Raw genomic sequence first — 17,345 nt, 5'->3', positions numbered from 1 at the left:
CCTCTTCCACCACTTCTATTATGGCCTCTAATGTTATTTGACATAACCAAGCCCAAGTCATAAGAACTATTAATAAACACCATACTGCATTTATTGCATTAAATAGGAAGGCTAACCACAAGCCGAAGAAGAAAAAAGTTGAAAAGAAATTGACGAAGGAAGAACAACTTTTAAAAGAAATAGAGTTACTACGTGCTGAGAATGCCTATTTAAAAAAGCTCCGAGCTTCAGGGATAAATATTCCGAGCCGACTGCTAAAACAGAATCCAGGATCATCCAAGAACTCAGGAAAGAATTCAAATTAGCTGTTATCCTTGAAGCAACAGGTTTTCCAAAGGCAACCTATATGTATTGGCAAAAACGATTTAATGACTCTAACCAAGATGAAGAGATTGAAAAGATTATTCAAGATATTGTAGATAAACATAATGGGAATTATGGATACCGTCGAATTGATATGGAAATGCGTAAGAGAGGTTATATCGTAAATCACAAAAAAATCCTGCGAATTACCAATAAACTTTGTATTATTTGTACATCATACACACGCAAATCACGCGAATATAGCACTTATAAGGGACGCATAGGCAAGATTTCAAAAAACCTTGTCAACCGCAGGTTCCATACAAGCATCCCGCATCAAAAATTAACAACTGATACATCCGAATTTAAATACTACACGACGGATTCTAATGGAAAGATAACCATCAGAAAGCTTATTTAGATCCGTTTCTAGATATGTTTAATGGTGAAATTATATCCTATCGGTTCTCAGAACGCCCAAACGCAAAAGCAATCTTGGGTGCTTTAGACCAATGGAAAATTTCTTCGGAATAATGAAGCAGGAAATGTATTATGGTAAAGTTTATTATTCATTTGAAGAGCTTAAGCAAGCAGTAGCTGATTATATTTTTTACTATAACAACGAACGAATAAAAGCAAAATTGACTGGCATGCGCCCGGTTGAGTACCGTCTTCATACCAGTCAATTAGCTGCTTAAATATTTTGGTCTAACTTTTAGGGTTCAGTACAGTTCATTACCATAGTCTCTTTTTCAAAAGTAAATTCCTTTTTCTTCCTCATTATATACCTTTTTCAATAATTAATCTCTTCAACAACCTGAGATTTTTTTAGGATTTCATAGAATGGTTTAATTTTATCTCTTTTTTGCCTTGTATAATATGGAGATGTCACCTCTCTATCACTAGAAAAAGTAAAAATTATTCTTCTTTTTGCCCTTGATAAAGCAACGAAAAATGCACATGTATCTTCCTCTTTTTGCTTTAGATAATTCCAAAATGCACTATCTTCTAATCCAATAAAAATTACAGTATCATATTCCAAACCCTTACTTTTATGAATCGTCATAATAGGTATTGAGTTTGCACCCCTTACATTTTCTATTGAAGTAAGCCAATCATTGGTTAAAACATACTCTCTCCACAGGAATCCTATCAAATCAATAATAAGTTCATCTAGAAAAGTTCCTTGTTTATACTTTGGGTATAGTCCCTTTATTGAGTTTATATCGTAATAATTTATTATTCCCCAGATGACTTGTTCTAAATCTTTTTCCGATTTTAATCCTTTGAGTTGGTTATCAATTTTATTAAGAAAATTTTTTATTTCTCTTATTAAAGAATTTAACTTTTCAAAATCTGTATTACTATCAAAACCACGTATTAATTTTGAGAAACTAAGAACACTAATCCATGATTCAGTATCTTCTTTTTCTAAAGCACTAATTAATGCATTGAGAAGTATTTTTACAATATCTTCTTTTAAAAAATCCTGATAAACTACTTCATTTCTTGCAATAATTTCATATTCCTTTAAAGAGCTAATAATCATTTCTCCGTATATGTCGGGCAATTGTTTAACTAATATACAAACATCTCTTGGGTTTATTTTTTCCTCCCTAATAAATTCATTTATTTTCTCAGCAACGACCTCAGCTTCTCTTTTCGCATTATTAAATGTCCATATTTCTGATATACCATCAGTCTCTGACCACTTTTCACTAGTCTTAACATCATGTTTAATATCATTTAAGTAACCATAAACTAATTTTTGTATTTCAACTAACCTTGGAGCAGACCTATGGTTCATTAATAATCGTTGTTCACCTGCTGAAAAATCTTTTTTAAATGCCTCAAATACATCTTTTTTTGCCCTAGCCCATAACATAATTCTCTGTTTATTATCTCCTACAGCAGTAATGGTAGAAGAAGATTTATAAAAACATCCCTTTAATAAATCGTACTGAATATCTGTAGTATCCTGAAATTCATCAAGAAAAACATGACTATAGGTTTGCCCTAGAGCCATTTTTATTAATGGATTCACCCTAAGTAAATATTCTGCAAGTCTAGAGATCATTTGGAAACTCAGTGTAGGTGGAAGCTCATTTACCTCCCCCTTAAGTAGGATATCCCATGCTTTTTTGACTATTTTTCCATTTTGATTTTCTTTCTCTATTGGTAAACGCTGTTCTATTAACCTATTATTTAATAAATCGTTATAATCCCTATTTGATAATTCACTTATCGGTAAAGCCCCAGCTACATCAAATGCTTTACGAATATCATTTTGTTTCCTGTTTTGAATAGCTATCATATAATGAGCCATAGGTTTATATTCTTCTGGGAGTCCATGGATAAAATTGTCGAGTAGATTTTTTGCAAATGAATCATATGTTTTGGAAACAAACCTCTTAGATAACTCTGTTCCACACCTTTTTTCTACACGTTCTGCTAAGTTTTCAGCAGCATCCCTTTTAAAGCTGATTGCAAGTATTTTTTTTGGATTTTGGCAGGTATTCGTTTCCAGTAAATAACTTGCTTTTTGTGCTAATAGCTCTGTTTTTCCTGCACCTGGACCAGCAATAACTAATAAATTTTTGTTACTTTTTACCGAAATTAATGCATTTTCCTCTAATATAATATTACCAGATGGTTTCCATTCTCTCGGGTTAGGATAATTCATTAACATCTACTCCAACTTCATCATTAATTTGACCTAATATATTCTTAGAAGTTTTAAGTATCTTCTTAAATACTTCTGGTAGTTTATCTGAGAATACTTCAGGTTTAATATTCAAAGTAGCCAAGATATGGGTGCTTGGTTTACCTCTGCTTAAGAAAAAGTAGTTATACCAAATCATTAATTCTTTTTGGTTATCTGAATAGGTGCTTCCATCCCCGCCTTCTGGCTTAAGAGTCTTTCTAATATCTTCATTTACTCTACCCTTATACCTCGAGTCACTTTTTTGTTTTTCCGTTAGACCTTTAATTTTACCTAAATCCTTTATAAATGGTCCCTCTTGTCCGCTTATTGTCTCCATGTAATAGTTCTTAAATGTTTCTAACATTAAAAAGTCTATATCTAATGGATTAGAGAAGAATATATTGTAAGTTTCTAAATAATTTACCCAAGAATTTAGTAACAATACTCCTTCTTGGTTTAAACTTGATTCGTGCATGCTTTTTAATTTTTCATCTGAAAGAATACTTCCATCTTTTAATAAAAGTAACTTTTCTTTTTCAAACCCTATTTCTATCAATTGATTTAAAACATATTGTATTCTTCCCCATCCGCCACCATGTCTTTCTCTATCAAGATCCAAAAGTGTTATGTAGGGAATATCCAATTGACTCAATAATCTCCAAAAGTGGTTAACGTGCCTGCCACCCAATGGAACAACCGAAATTCCATTTGAATCTACATTATCTCCTGATAGTTCCATAACTTTAGGCAGTATTATCTCTTCACTATCACCTTCACCTAGAATTACTAAGGAAGCGAAGTATAACTCAGGATATGCTCGAACTGCTTCTTTCACATACTTAAACTCGGCTGTCTTGTCTGAAGGCAAAGCTATTTTATTTATAAGTGTTTTGGATGTTTTCCTACATAACCTAACATGACGTATATTCCTAGGGTCTATCCTTTTAACAATGGACGGATTATGTGAGGTTAATATTGTTTGAGAATTTTCTCTTCCAGCTATTCTTTCCAGATTATTTATTACCCTACCTAATAACTGTGGACCAATATGGTTTTCGGGTTCCTCAATAGCAATTAGAGTTAATGCAGGAGGCTCAATATTAAAAATCCTTTCATCAGTCTTTTTTTGTTTATCTAATAATTCTTTAATGGCTTGATTTTCTATTTCTAGTAGGGAGTCTACAAGAGAGAGATAAAATAAAGACCTTAATCCGTCACCTAGCGAATCAATTTTGTATGCTCTTTCAATTTCTGTAGGAGTAAATTCTACTTCTACTTTTTTCAATATATTCTCTAAGTCCGTACTATTAAATTTTAATGATGCATTCTTGTAACGGTCTTCATTATGGTAATTCTTCCATTGGTCCTCTATTGTTTTTTGTATTAAAGATACTCCTGGTTGTTCTCCAAATTTTTGATCAACTAGACTAATTTGCTGTTGAACGCCCTGTTTATCAGCATCTGACCAATTTATTCCTTTTAGTGTTCTCCATAATAATGTGCCTGAAGCATTTTTCAACTGTGAAGAAGGTTCCCTAACAGCAGGTACATATATTACTTTAATGTGTGACCTATCATGTTTTGACATTGGCTTTTTGTTAATTTCAGTAACCTCTTCGTCTTCTTTAGCTGTTACAAAAAAATACTTATTTTCAATAATACCTTCAGGACTACTACTTTGTTGCCATGTTGCTTCTAATAACACCCTCATAAATGGAGGACTTCCTGGGGAAGAGACTACAAAGTTTTCGTAATAAATAGGTACCGCATAACTTTCCTTCCCATTTTTTAACTGTAGTTCAGGAAACTCAAATACTGCTTCGATACTTAAATGGTTCTTTAAGATTTCATCTGGAGATTTATCTACAGGAATATGAAAGTCAGCACGTGTTATCTCTTTTTCTGTTCCTGTATCACCAAATAATTTAAGTATTCCATGCATTATTGCTGTTTTACCCGCACTATTAGCACCAATAATGGTTGTCAAATTATCAAATTCTATTTCTTCTTCTTCTAAACCGAAACATTTAAAATTTTTAAATTTAAGTTTGCTTAGTCTCACAGTATAAACACCTCATATTTTTTACTTATATTCTCTCAAAGAAAAAGGTAAAATTTTGTAGAAGATTGTCTAAATATAAAAATTAATTAGGAATTTCTTATACCTAAAATAAATGGAATAAATAGACTAGTTCATATTTTACGTAATAATTAACTCTTATTAATTAAATACACTACAAATTAAAATAGGAAAAAACTTTTATAAGTTTTTTCCTATTTTAATTCTTTTCCTACTTTATTTTCTTGTTATTAATACGGTTAAAGTTTACCGTTATTTATGGTACGGTTCTCCGTAATGTATCTAAGTGAGGTTTATCTGCAAACCTTATCTACCTCTAAATATTTCTAATAATCGTTTATACTTTCAAAAGCATATTTACATGCTCTTTTTAAGAAAGTATTCTCCCTTAAAACTGGGGAGATATTCAAACGCTCCTCTCTATAGATGAAACTAGGATGAGCAAAATGGATTACGGGAATCCATTCTGCTCTATTTCTAAATTTAAACTGGTACACATCTCCATGTGCGAACTTTTGAATAGATTTATACTTAAATGATTTTACTGGTTGCGTAATCACAGCAATTGCCTGTGAAGGTACATCGCACATTGATTTTAGAGCATTTAAGGCTACAGATCCACAGGCAATTATCAATTCTAAATTAGGTAATTCATCAATTTCTTGAATAAGATACTCATTACTACAAGTTCGATAATCGCCCTTTTTCCCACCTTTTTCTACTCTACACTTTATAGCATCTGTAAAGTAAACCTCCTCCATGGAACTTTCAAAGTACCTTAAATGTTTTGATATATATCCATGTTCTTTTAAATTTTTAAAAATCTCTAAATGATAAGTGTAATAAGTCCCTAACCATGCAGGGAAATTTCTCCTGTGATACTTAGCTTTTTTCTCAGGTGAGTATTTTATAATGAATTGATCATCATCACCGGCTTTGCCTCCAGGTTCCTCATACATCATCATAACTTTTAAATTTTCCTTATTTTGTAGGGTATCATAAAATAGTACTTCGTATTCAGTATTAAACTTACAAACCTTACATGGTTCATAGATTCTATCAATTATTTTCCCCTTCAAAATTCCCCCCCTAACTTTTAATTAATTAAAAAAACGGTTAGACTATCTCCAATATAATATTCATGGGAGTACAATTTTTTCCTGTAAGTTCACCAATTAAAATAGGGAAATAAACTTTTATCACCCCTTTTTTAATTTGAATCATAGCTAATTAATAACGAAGAAAATGATGCTTATATAGTCATAAATAAAAGGTGGTTCTTTCCCGCATAGAGAATGCACGCTACTAATCAAATGAACAAGCACCACCCAAAATCACTTCACCTCCACAAACTCCGTTGAATCCTCAGAAATCACCCCTTTCTTCACCGCAACCTCAATTCCCTCCAGAACAAACCCCTCTCCTTGTTTGCTAGTCCGGCTATATCCAAGCTGCTTTAACACTTCTCGAATTAGGTCTGCTTTTGGTATGCGAAGGGCCTTGTTCATAATTTCTAGGACCCCATTCGCGTACTCTTCCTTACTGATTTCTTGTAAAGCCCTTCTATCCTGCCCACATAACCGGAATTCTTTGTAGCTCTTAAACTGCGTTTCGTCTTTCCACAAAAATTTCCCTTTAGAGTCAATGGAATGGTAGATCTTCATCTTCGTAAGAACGGATTCGATAATATTCTCAATCTTGGCACCGCTCCTGGTAAAGCCCCATGCCGCGATGATTGATTTGGTCAATTGCGAGAAACTAATCGGCGCTTCCTGTTCGATGATCTGTTTGATTTGCTGCTGGATGATCTGCCTTCCTTCTATTGTATAGAACGTCTCGCTCGGCAGACTTACAGCTTCTAATACAACCGGTTTATAATAGGTTTCTTCCTCGGTTGTACTTTCAACAGCGATCACCAGTTTGCTGATTTTTTGCTGGATGGTTGGCTTGATTTTAACAACAGCATCAGTTTGTTGTTTAACCCTTGCAGGGACGCTTTTTTCAATCTCTTTAAGCTGGGCTATTATGCTTTCTATTTGTTTCTTTTCGTCATGCCACCATTCAATCGACCATACCTTGATAATCTGCCAGCCTAGTCTTCCGAGCATTAGGTCACTTAATTTATTGCGGTCCCGGGCGGTCTTGCGGCTTGCATAGCGGTGGCCGTCAATCTGGATGGCGGCCATATACCTTCCATCAGAATTTTTATCAACAACGGCCAGGTCCACCTTAAACTCACTGATTCCAACATTCAGTTTGGTTTTATAGCCATGCTTTTCTAACGCTTTTTGGATTTTCGGAATGATGGTCGCGGAATTTGCACCTGCACTTTGCTTCCGATTTTCCAACAGCACTGGTTCATTGCCTCGTTTTGCAAATTCCATAAACGCCCTTAAAGCATGGACACCTTCCGCTTTTGTCCGGGATATGTTAATTTGGTCAGGCTCCATGGAAGCATAGATGATCATTTCTTTCTTGGCACGGGAAACGGCCACGTTCAGTCGTCGCCAGCCTCCATCACGGTTCAGAGGCCCAAAATTCAAGGTCATATGCCCCTCTTTATCAGGGCCATATCCCACGGAGAACAAGATGATATCGCGCTCATCACCCTGGACATTTTCCAGATTTTTAACAAAAACAGGTTCCGCTACTTCGTCGGTAAAGTATTTTTCAACGCTTGGATCTTCTTTTAAGCGCTCATCAATCAGATCCTCGATCAAGGTTTGCTGAACCTGGTTGAAGGTGACCACTCCGATGCTCTCATGTTGCTTCTGCGGATTGTGTAGTCTAGAAAAGATCTCTTCCACAACCGCTTCTGCCTCAATTTTGTTATGCCTTAATTTCCCTCGGTCGTATATTCCTTTTACATTTTTAAAAGAAACGCGTGATTGCAGGTCATCGACGGAAGGGAACGTAATCAGCTTATTTTCATAAAAGTGATTGTTCGAAAATGAAATTAAACTTTCGTGTTCACTTCGATAATGCCAGCTTAAATGTTTTTGCGGCATCCTTACTGACAAGCAATCATCAAGGACACTTTCGAGGTCCTGAATATCAAAATCTTCTTCGGATTGCTGCGCACTGAAGAAGCTTGTCGGCGGCAATTGTTTCGGATCTCCTACCACGACGACGTTTTCTCCCCTGGCCATAGCTCCGATCGCTTCACTCGTTGGCAGCTGGGAAGCTTCATCAAAGATAACGAAATCGAATTTTGGAAACGACGAATCCAGATATTGCGCCACCGATATCGGACTCATCAGCATGCATGGCTTCATTTTAGGCAACAGGTTGGGGATCCGCTCAAACAATTGCCGAATGGCAATCCCTCTTCCTTTGCTTTTTATCGCTTTTAAAAGAATGCCTGGCTCGGAACTCTGGATCACATTATTAAGATCCGGCACTCGTTCCATTAGTTTTACATACACTTCAAGCTTCGTTAAATCACTGAGCTCATCATCCAAAGTGTTGAACTTCTTCAGCTTGTTCTCAAACTCTGCCTTTGAAAAATGGGATAAAGATTGGCTGCTTCTGATTTCCTCATCAATGCGTATCCGGTAAAATCCATGCAGGTAAGCTGCAAGCAGCTCATCGTTTTTGAGTTGTCCCTTAATATATGGATTTGTAGCATTCTGCAGGCCAAACGAGTTCGCTTCTTCAATGGCACGTGCCAGCTGGCAGTTGTCCTTCAATTGAGGCAGAGCACTAATGAGTGTCGAAGCCTTATCTTTTATAGCCGTCAACCAATCGCTATGGTCGGGTTCATTGAATTTAAAAAGGAGTAATTCAGTTTCAATCCTTAGGATTCGCTTCATCAGGTCTTCAAATTTGTCTTGATACTTCAGCATAAATTGCTGCATGTTGGATGATGTGAATAGCTGTTTGTTATTCTGCAAGACTTGCGCTGTTTCGCTTACATAGCTATGTGCCTCTGTATATTCTTGCAGAATGGATCGAACGGACTTCATCCACTCGATCGCCTGTTCCATTTCCGGCCACTTTCCATCGGTGCCATTCCACAGGTCCGGGAAGTAATCTTTCATTTTTGAATCAGATTGATTCAATGTTTCCTGGTTTTTCTTTGTTTCTTGAACGGAAAGGAGGATTTCCTCGAGTTCACTAGAGTTGATCTTCGTTTTGGTTGTAAGGAATTTTTTCAACTCTTTGGCCACTTTGTTTCTGCCAAGGACTTTCTTAAGGAACCAGCTATTCTCTGCAAGCCTTAATTCCTGCAGCAAAGGTTCTGTATCGATTTTTAAAATCGATAAATCGAAAAGTTCCTTTAGCTTGGCCGTTACACTATCCCGTTCTTTACCAGCCATGATGCTATCTGTTAACTGTGAGGCAAGCTGTTCAAAATTCTCTTCCCCCATTAAGCTGATATTTGCATTAGGAAGGCTTTGCAGAGAAGGGATCAGTTTATAAAGCAGGCTGTACCATTTGGATGTTTGCTTTTTATCTTCAAATCCCAAATCCCTTAAGTGCTGCTCAAACTGCTTCAATTCGGGAATAGCAGCCTCAATGGCTGACAATTCCTCTTTTACACTGTCATGGAGCTGCAGGGAATACTGAGTCTGCTTAATGCCAGCCCAGGGATTGCTCTTCATATCTCCGCAAGTGGACCCGACAACAGCGGTGTTTTCAAGCAGCTGTTTGGTCTTTTTGAACGAAGGTTCATCCATGTTCTTCACTTGATCTCTGTCGAATTCAATGATTTGGTTCCTGGTTTCAATGCTGGAATATTCCTCGATCATTTCGAAGATGCTTTGGCCAATGGAGGTTGGCTTGTGAAGATCCTGGACATAGCTGTTCAGTTCTTTCTTAAGTTTGCGAATCTCCTCTGATTTCTCGCTCCAGTTGGTTCCCTTTATTTTATGCTGGGCGAGGATGGAAGCTTCAAGCTGGGCGAGGATGTCTTTTTTCTGTCCTTTATTGGAGTACACTTCGAGGCAGAAGTTTCCTAAACCGATATCGGCAAGCCTCTTTTGCACCACGCTTAATGCCGCCATTTTTTCAGCAACAAATAGCACCGTCTTGCCATTAGCCAAGGCATGGGAAATCATATTGGTGATCGTTTGCGACTTCCCTGTTCCCGGCGGTCCATGGAGGACGAAACTATTGTTTTCACCGGTTGCCAGAATGGCCTCTTTTTGGGTGCTGTCAGAGCTTAAAGGGGCATAAAGCGTTTCTTCTTCATCTGTTTGAGTTGTGATCGTTATATTCATGGATTCCGTGATTTCGCCTAAATAGTTCCCTTCCATTAGGCTTTTTACAACTTTATTTTTCTTTAGTTCCTCTGTGTTGTTCACAAGGTCATTCCACATCACGAATTTCGAAAATGAAAACAACCCGATGCTGGCTGTCTCATACACGTCCCAGTTTTTCATTTGCATGATCAGCCGCCGCATCGTCGTTAACACTTTCTTCACATCGGCACCATGCTCGTCCTTTGGGATATCATAGAGCTTGGAAGCATCAATGCCGAACTTTTGTTTTAAATATTCAATGAGCGATATATTGATTTGGACTTCTTCATCACGGGCGCGAATATAGTAGCCCTTTTTCGCCGACATCCTTACGAGGTCTACAGGCAGCAATAAAATAGGGGCATAGCGCTCTTTCGTGTACGACTTTTCTTCATACCACTTTAAAAAGCCAAGCGCGACAAACAGCGAGTTCGCCCCGCTTTCCTCTAACGTGCTTTTGGCTTTCCGATATAGATTCACCAGCTCTTTGTCCAGGTTAGCCTCGGTTAACGTGGAACGTAACCGGTTATTTTGCATATCGGCCTGCAGAATTTTGGATTGTAGTAATTCTTTCTGCTCCCTAAAGTCCCGGGCATTATTCTTCCACTCATTTGGCAAAGGATTGATAAAGACTTTTTGACCCATGGCCAGGATGTCTTCCATTTTTGATAAATCCGCCGTCACCAAAGGGATTCCCTGTGTATGCAAACGATAATTCAACAGGTTGTTGCGGAGACTCATATCGATCAGCTTGTTTTGCCAGTAGATGATTTTACTGTTCTGCTGGCTTTGCTGAGTGCCATCTTCCCTTTCCGGGATGACTTCAACCTGGTCAAAAGCAAGGCTCGTAGTTGGTTTAAGTGATTCGTCTGACTCGACTTGAACCTCCAAGTCACCGCTTACCCTTTTTAACGGAATCGGCTTGATTTGGCCAATTCGGCTTCGCTGGACATCGATGAAAAAATGAAAGTCGTTTAATTTATCCAGGCTTACTTCTGCCGCTCTGACGGCCTCATTGAATGTTGATTCTTTCCTCGTCAGCAACGTCGACTCTACGACGGTCAATTCATGGATGCCGCTTGCCATGTGTTTCGTCAAGATGCTTTTATCATCCTGAAAACTTTCATAGGCCGTTTGTTCCTTGAGCCAGAAAGCCGGAAAAGCGTGGCCTTTCAGGAATACCACTAACGGATAGATTCCCACGGCTTCGGCACAGGCTGCATACAGCAATGTCAAATCAAGGCATGTGGCTAATCGATGTTCTTTTATGAGGTCAGGAAAGCGAATCTTCTGGCCCTCGTCTTCAAAGCTTGCCGGCGGATTCACATAGGCGATCCCGTACGACTGAATCGCAGAGAAAATCGCCGACAATTGGGCAAGGACACGGTTCGGATCCCCGCTTTGATAGCCGTCCATGGCGTTTGATCCTGTGCTCTTTTCCATAATCGAAGCCGCCTGCCTGACAATCTCATTAATGAATGGGCGATTCGGTGTGATAAAACTTGAAATGATTTCAGGCAGCACAGAAGCACCTGGCCAGGAATCAAAAGACATCACATCAACCGGCAAGTTCTCTTTATAAAGTTCGCGACTACCATCTGAAATTTTTAATTGGAGGTTTCCAGATATACTTTCATCCAGGGCACTGAGGAATTGGGAGGATAGCTGCAGGTCGGGCCGTACTTCAATGACTTCATCTTTTTCCAACTTTTCAATATGTATCGAATAGGGGTCGGAGAAATCGGGATTTGCACTGATTTCCACTTTTATATTGGCCAGAGAATCGGCAGATGTATTTTTAATGGAAAGAAACTTAATGACAGGTACATGGTTCTGCTGCAGGGCGAAGCTTACTTTCTTATCATATTCATAGTGACATTCTATAGCAGGATTCAACAAAAACCCCTCCTTTATCTTGCATGTAATATAAATTGTTATATCGTATTACCCATTATTATAACAATTTTTGGGAGGGGTTGTTGAAATATGTGAAGCATGGGGACGGTTCTCTTTGCTTCCTTCTGAGCATTACGACCTTAGGGAAACATAGGGACGTTCTAACGCATCATTCAAACTCACTGGAGGAAGCACAAACACGGGTACTTCCTCCACCCTGTCTAATTAAGCAAACCTCTTTGCTATCTCTTATAGTTTTTCTTTATGCTTCTCCATATCCGAAACCTTTTCAAGATAGATGGTTGTTTTTCTTCGTCGTTGAATTTTACGTATTTGTTTGCTGTATTAAATCCAAGTCTGCAAACCCACTTACGGATATTATTATCAATCAAAATATTGAAGTAGCTCATATTGTCTCTATAAAAGACCCTGTCTTTTTCTACCGCCTCACCCAATAGCATGCGCACTGTTACATACCCTTCCAGCTCATCTTCTGTTGTTACAATATCCGGTTGTTCTCGGAGAGATGACGATTCATTCTCAACACTTCCAACATTGAGTTTATCCAATTGGTTATCTAAACTTGTACCCTCTTCATTTGTTTTTGCCAAAGCAGCTTACAATTTGTCATTCACCTGTTGTTAACAAATTGTTTTAACGATCTTCTAACAATTCCCTGGAACTTGTCTAGTACATTCCTGGTTACATTATAGATACCGCTGATGAGGAGGGAAATAAATTCGTCTGAAGGAGTCTCGAGCTGATGAGCAAGATATTGTTTAATCTCGCTTGTATAACGTAATTCCGAGGCGGCTTTAAAGATGCTTTCGATATCAAAGTTAGTTTTTCTGAATTTCGAGAGTTCAACGATTGCTGTGTCTCTTAATTCCAAATGATTAAATTCAAAAAACGGGACTGTATCCATTTTATTCGCTTCGTCTAAATCTGTATAAAATCGATAAGTAATTCCATTTGTGAGAATCGCGAATTTAGCAGCCGAGGTTCCAAAATACCTAAATAGCTGGGAATCGTGTTTATCTAGTTTATGCTGAACGGATCCGCTGCATTAAATATCTGCTTTAAATATACATTCATAGCAAACATATTCATCGTGTATAAATTCGCCTTCCTCATTCCCAACAAGATGAGTAATTCCACAATCCACACATTTCACATATTCTTCAGTTTTAAGGATTCTACTACAACTAAGACATAAACTTTCTTCATCTGCAACTAACATTGACCTTTTTTCACAATAAGGACAAATCTCTAACATTTTGAACTTTCCATAACTTATGTTGTATTGTTTATCAATATTTAAAAATCTAGTTATAAACTCTTCAGACAAGTTTTTAAAAGTAGTTTCACAAAAATAACAATATTTCATATCAAGTCTTAAAGTTCTATTTTGAAAACAATTAGGACATTCGAGAAGCTTTACTTCCGGATGAAGTTCTTTTATTATAGGTGTAATTTCTTTATACCTGTGTGATATGTAGTCATCCATATTAGTTAGCTTTTCGTTTATGAATTTTAAAGTTTCATGCTCTCTCCCTATTAGCTCTTCCTTATAAATAAATGGGATAAGAAACGTTAACACTTCAAACGTAATTGCTTCTAAAGCTTTCTTATTTACATTTAAATCAAAGTGTTCAATTCGATTTCTGTATTTTTTTAGGCTTTGTATTTTCCTTTTAGCCTTAAAATCAATTGCTACTTTACATATACCTTCTAACCTAGTTATAAGATTTTCAAAAATAACGCTTTTAAATTCACCTTCATTAAAAACATCAAAATTGGCTTTGTTAATATCATCAAAAACAAGTGACCAATGTTCCTTTTGTAAACGTGCTTTCAGTATTAGTTCTAACCCTGCACTCAAATGTAGTATTGCATATTTAAAATACATTTCATCATCTTTTTCTAATTCAATTAAAGAACGCCTAATAAAATCCAATCCATTCTCAACAATTGTTAGCTCCACTTTGTAATTGCTCAATTCGGACACCTTCTTCATTATTTTTGTCTAAAACAAGTTAATGTATAATTTATGTATCAATACCTAGGGGGACATATAATGAATACACCACTAAGCTCTATATCTATTGAAGTAATAGCTGACTTAATTTTAGAATGTTCTCAGAATCAAAATGAGTCAAGTGAATTGGTTAGAAACATAAATAATGAATTAAAACATTGGGTTAATTCCTATATTGTTAAAGGTGAATTAGATGAAGATGATAAAGATTCACTTTTAAATGGTATACATGAAAAATTGCAAATAATGAATATTTGGAATGAATCTAAACTTAGACGCCAGTTCTTCAATAACCTAAGAGTGTATTTTGGAGAAGAGAATTATTTTTATAAATTGGTTGAGTTAACATACAATGATATTGGTGAGGATTTTTAATATGATGTTAAATAAGCTACCAAGAATGGTAGCTTATTTCTTACTCCTGTTATATTTTCATATGGTGGTGGAAAGTTAATGGTCTTTTAACCCCTTTAGTAAACTTTTAAGTTCCTTCTTAGACAGCCATGGTCTCCTTCCATGAAGCACCTTATGACAGTTAGAGCAGACCAAAGCAATACCCTCCACTCTTGTCTTGTGACAGTTTACCCTAGAGCTTGTTAAAAGAGAGTAACCTGACCCAGATTAGCTTTAAAGGTTTTGTAATCCATGGTATCTTTCTCTTCCTCAACAGGCAGCTGGCCCCCGGTTTCCTTTCTGAAATAAAGGCTCTCGAGTTTTATATTCACTGTTTTTTCTTCCATTGCCCTGAAAAATACCGTATCAAGCTGTTGCCTGAGCCTCATGCTGTAAACGGCCGAAAACGGTTTGATGACGTCTTCGTTCCGGTGTGCGGTCAGACAGATCATTTGGATTTGATTCCGCTTTGCAATTTCAAACATCGGACCCACAATATGTCCGGACGATGCCTTGCCGAACGGATTGTCCGCAATTATGACCTTCCAGGGGTTCCCGAATTCCCGGTTTTGCGTCCGGATGTAATTTATTAAAATCATGAAGACTGTCATGTACACAGTCGTTTTTTCCCCGCCCGACCACTGCGAGACCTCGCTCCAGTCCTCAATGCCGACCCTACCAGAAAACTCCTCATAATTTTTAGGTTTCACAACCCGGATCCTCGTATGTTTAAGCGGGGAAAGGACATTTAAAAGCTCCACGGTCGAAAACGACTGGATTGCATAAGACTTTATCGCTCCCGCCTGATCCTCTTCTTTTTGGAACTGGGTATTCATGTTCATGATAACCCTGTCCACATACATCCTCATTTTATCAGGACCGCTTTCCMCCCAGTGCACCCAATCGAATTCAAGCATTTTCCGGTCATTCCCACGGAGTTCAAATTTGCTGTAGGAAGGGATTTCCATGACGCCTTCATAAGCTATTTGGCATTTCCTTATGCATTTATCGATAAGAATGTCCTTGTTTTTGTAGCTTTCCTCAAGTTCCCTTGAATAATTTTCTTTCATTTGTTCGATTGCCCGGTATATGGTTTGGAATTCCTTTTCGACATACCCATAATCAAAGATCTTTTCGTTTTCAAGAATCAGCCCGATCCGCTCCGTCAGAGATTTCAATGTCTCATGCGACCGGCTGTTTGCAGCGACATAGGAAGAAAATGCAAGTTTTGTTCCCCTCTTTTTCTCCCTGAAGGCATCCTCTTTTTTCTTGATGTTCCGGTCCATCGAGACGATGACTTTTTCGGGGTTTCGTTCAAGGTTTTTGAGCTCCTCTTGTGAAAGCGGCGTATCGGATACTTCCTCTGCATCCCGGTAGGAAGGATCGATGAGAGAGTTTGCCCGTTCAATCCCAACCAGTTTCCGACGGGCATGTTCAATTTTTTCCTTCAGGCAGATCAGCACGTGTTCCTTTTCATCCTTTTCCTCTTTCAATCCCTGATGACACTCTTCTCCCTTTTCCCCGAACCGAGTAAAGAGGAAATCGTACCCGTGCATCCTATGCTTTTCGAGGAACACGTTCATTTTCTCATTATGGGAGGAGTTTTCCTCAGCATAGGAAATTCTCTCTTTCTGCAAAACGGAGTCCTCTTTTGTGAGGGTTTCATCGAGTGTTCCCAGCTCATTTTGTGTATCCTCCGCTTGTTTAGGAGTAACATGTTCAAAGTTGTCACGAGTCCATTCCAGTGTGAACCCGTTTTTCTCCATGATGGCAACTTCTTTGTTGGAGTTGGTTTCATGCAGGTTTTTCATTTCTTCGAGCGTGCTTCTGTCCGCATTTTTCTGGTTAAGTGCCTGGATGGCCCGCTCGGCCATGATTCTTTTTTCTGCGTATCGTTCCTCACACACTATCATTTCTTTCACTTGGGAGAGGCCGAAACGTTCATAATCCTCCCTCAGTCTTTCAAGCACCTTATCAAGGTCCGCCTTCTGGCCGAGAAGGCGTTTGAGCTCCTTGAAGAATTCCTGTTTTTCGTCAATAAGGGCATTGAGAACTTTTTCATCTTGCGTGATACTTTCCAGCAATGAGCTTTTCTTCTCACGCTTTTCATGAACTCCCAAAAAATATGGCTTATAGGCAACAAGGGGAGGATGGATACGGCGGAGTTCCGCTTCCCTTTTTTCCATAGTGTCCAGTTTCTCGCCCAGGACTTTTTTGCTTGTTTCATAGTTTGCCTTCAACACCTTGTCATCATTTATGAACCCTTTTTTGATGGCATCTAGTTCTTCTTTTAAACTCTCGTCGTTTTTCTTTTTCCAGTCCTTGAAGATCTGTTCAAGAGATCCCTTTTTTTGTTGGAAAGATGATTGTGAGTTACGCTGTTTTTCCTCGAAGACCTCATTCGCAGCCTCTTTTTTTGTTCGATAGGTCTCTTCGGACAAAGAGAGGCTCCTCTCGTATTCTTCCTTGAAAGAAGCAAATGCACGTTCTTTTTTTTCGTCCATTTCCTTTTGTTTTTGTACAAGCAAAAGGGACACCCGGTTCCGTTCCTGTTCGTTGTCATTACGGTACCCTTTTAGGGTTTCTTCGTTCCTCACCGTGATATCCGCAATTTCCGCCAGTCTGGCAATGGCCTTCTTTAATATGTCCTCGCTATTCGGAAGCTCCAATTCATAGGAGGTAATCATC

11 protein-coding genes are annotated in these 17,345 nt (G+C 37.9%); 3 read left to right on the top strand and 8 right to left on the bottom strand.

The window, feature by feature from the left end:
• Positions 1-346: 346 nt before the first annotated feature.
• Both ADU22_RS25520 and ADU22_RS24280 read left to right on the top strand, forming a co-directional pair.
• A complete protein-coding gene (locus ADU22_RS25520) occupies positions 347-724 on the top strand; it encodes an IS3 family transposase (protein WP_082252853.1) in 378 nt (125 codons plus the stop codon).
• Between the two features lie 91 nt (positions 725-815).
• Entirely contained in the window at positions 816-1,001 is a 186-nt protein-coding gene (locus ADU22_RS24280) for an IS3 family transposase (protein ID WP_082252852.1), read from the top strand.
• A 95-nt stretch (positions 1,002-1,096) separates the two neighbouring features.
• Here the strand turns inward: ADU22_RS24280 and ADU22_RS13130 are convergent, their stop codons facing one another.
• From ADU22_RS13130 to ADU22_RS13100, 7 genes are all read right to left on the bottom strand, one after another.
• Complete coding sequence (locus ADU22_RS13130) at positions 1,097-2,986, bottom strand: UvrD-helicase domain-containing protein (RefSeq protein ID WP_053362556.1); 1,890 nt, start codon at positions 2,984-2,986, stop codon at positions 1,097-1,099.
• Positions 2,973-5,069, bottom strand: a complete 2,097-nt coding sequence (locus tag ADU22_RS13125) for an ATP-dependent nuclease (protein ID WP_053362555.1) — start codon at positions 5,067-5,069, stop codon at positions 2,973-2,975. The genes ADU22_RS13130 and ADU22_RS13125 overlap by 14 nt, the downstream gene beginning before the upstream one ends.
• Positions 5,070-5,413: 344 nt before the next feature.
• On the bottom strand, positions 5,414-6,166 hold the full coding sequence (locus ADU22_RS13120) for a uracil-DNA glycosylase family protein (RefSeq protein ID WP_053362554.1): 753 nt from the start codon (positions 6,164-6,166) through the stop codon (positions 5,414-5,416).
• A gap of 255 nt (positions 6,167-6,421) precedes the next feature.
• Positions 6,422-12,226 carry an anti-phage protein ProA gene (gene proA, locus ADU22_RS13115; protein ID WP_053362553.1) on the bottom strand — a complete coding sequence of 1,935 codons (5,805 nt, stop codon included), beginning with the start codon at positions 12,224-12,226 and terminating at the stop codon, positions 6,422-6,424.
• Between the two features lie 242 nt (positions 12,227-12,468).
• Entirely contained in the window at positions 12,469-12,837 is a 369-nt protein-coding gene (locus tag ADU22_RS13110) for a hypothetical protein (protein WP_053362552.1), read from the bottom strand.
• A 20-nt stretch (positions 12,838-12,857) separates the two neighbouring features.
• Positions 12,858-13,151 carry a hypothetical protein gene (locus ADU22_RS13105; RefSeq protein WP_053362551.1) on the bottom strand — a complete coding sequence of 98 codons (294 nt, stop codon included), beginning with the start codon at positions 13,149-13,151 and terminating at the stop codon, positions 12,858-12,860.
• Positions 13,152-13,292: 141 nt separating this feature from the next.
• A complete protein-coding gene (locus tag ADU22_RS13100) occupies positions 13,293-14,225 on the bottom strand; it encodes a hypothetical protein (protein WP_053362550.1) in 933 nt (310 codons plus the stop codon).
• 78 nt (positions 14,226-14,303) lie between these two features.
• Here ADU22_RS13100 and ADU22_RS13095 point away from each other — a divergent pair, with 78 nt between their 5' ends.
• A complete protein-coding gene (locus ADU22_RS13095; protein ID WP_053362549.1) occupies positions 14,304-14,639 on the top strand; it encodes a hypothetical protein in 336 nt (111 codons plus the stop codon).
• A gap of 221 nt (positions 14,640-14,860) precedes the next feature.
• On the opposite strand, the gene ADU22_RS13090 is transcribed toward ADU22_RS13095, so the two are convergent.
• Complete coding sequence (locus tag ADU22_RS13090) at positions 14,861-17,344, bottom strand: coiled-coil domain-containing protein (RefSeq protein ID WP_053362548.1); 2,484 nt, start codon at positions 17,342-17,344, stop codon at positions 14,861-14,863.
• Position 17,345 lies beyond the last annotated feature (1 nt).

The organism is Bacillus sp. FJAT-27251 (genome assembly GCF_001273925.1).
In the GTDB taxonomy this organism is placed as follows: Bacteria; Bacillota; Bacilli; order Bacillales; family Cytobacillaceae; genus Mesobacillus_B.
This window is presented reverse-complemented; position numbering and strand designations above follow the sequence as displayed.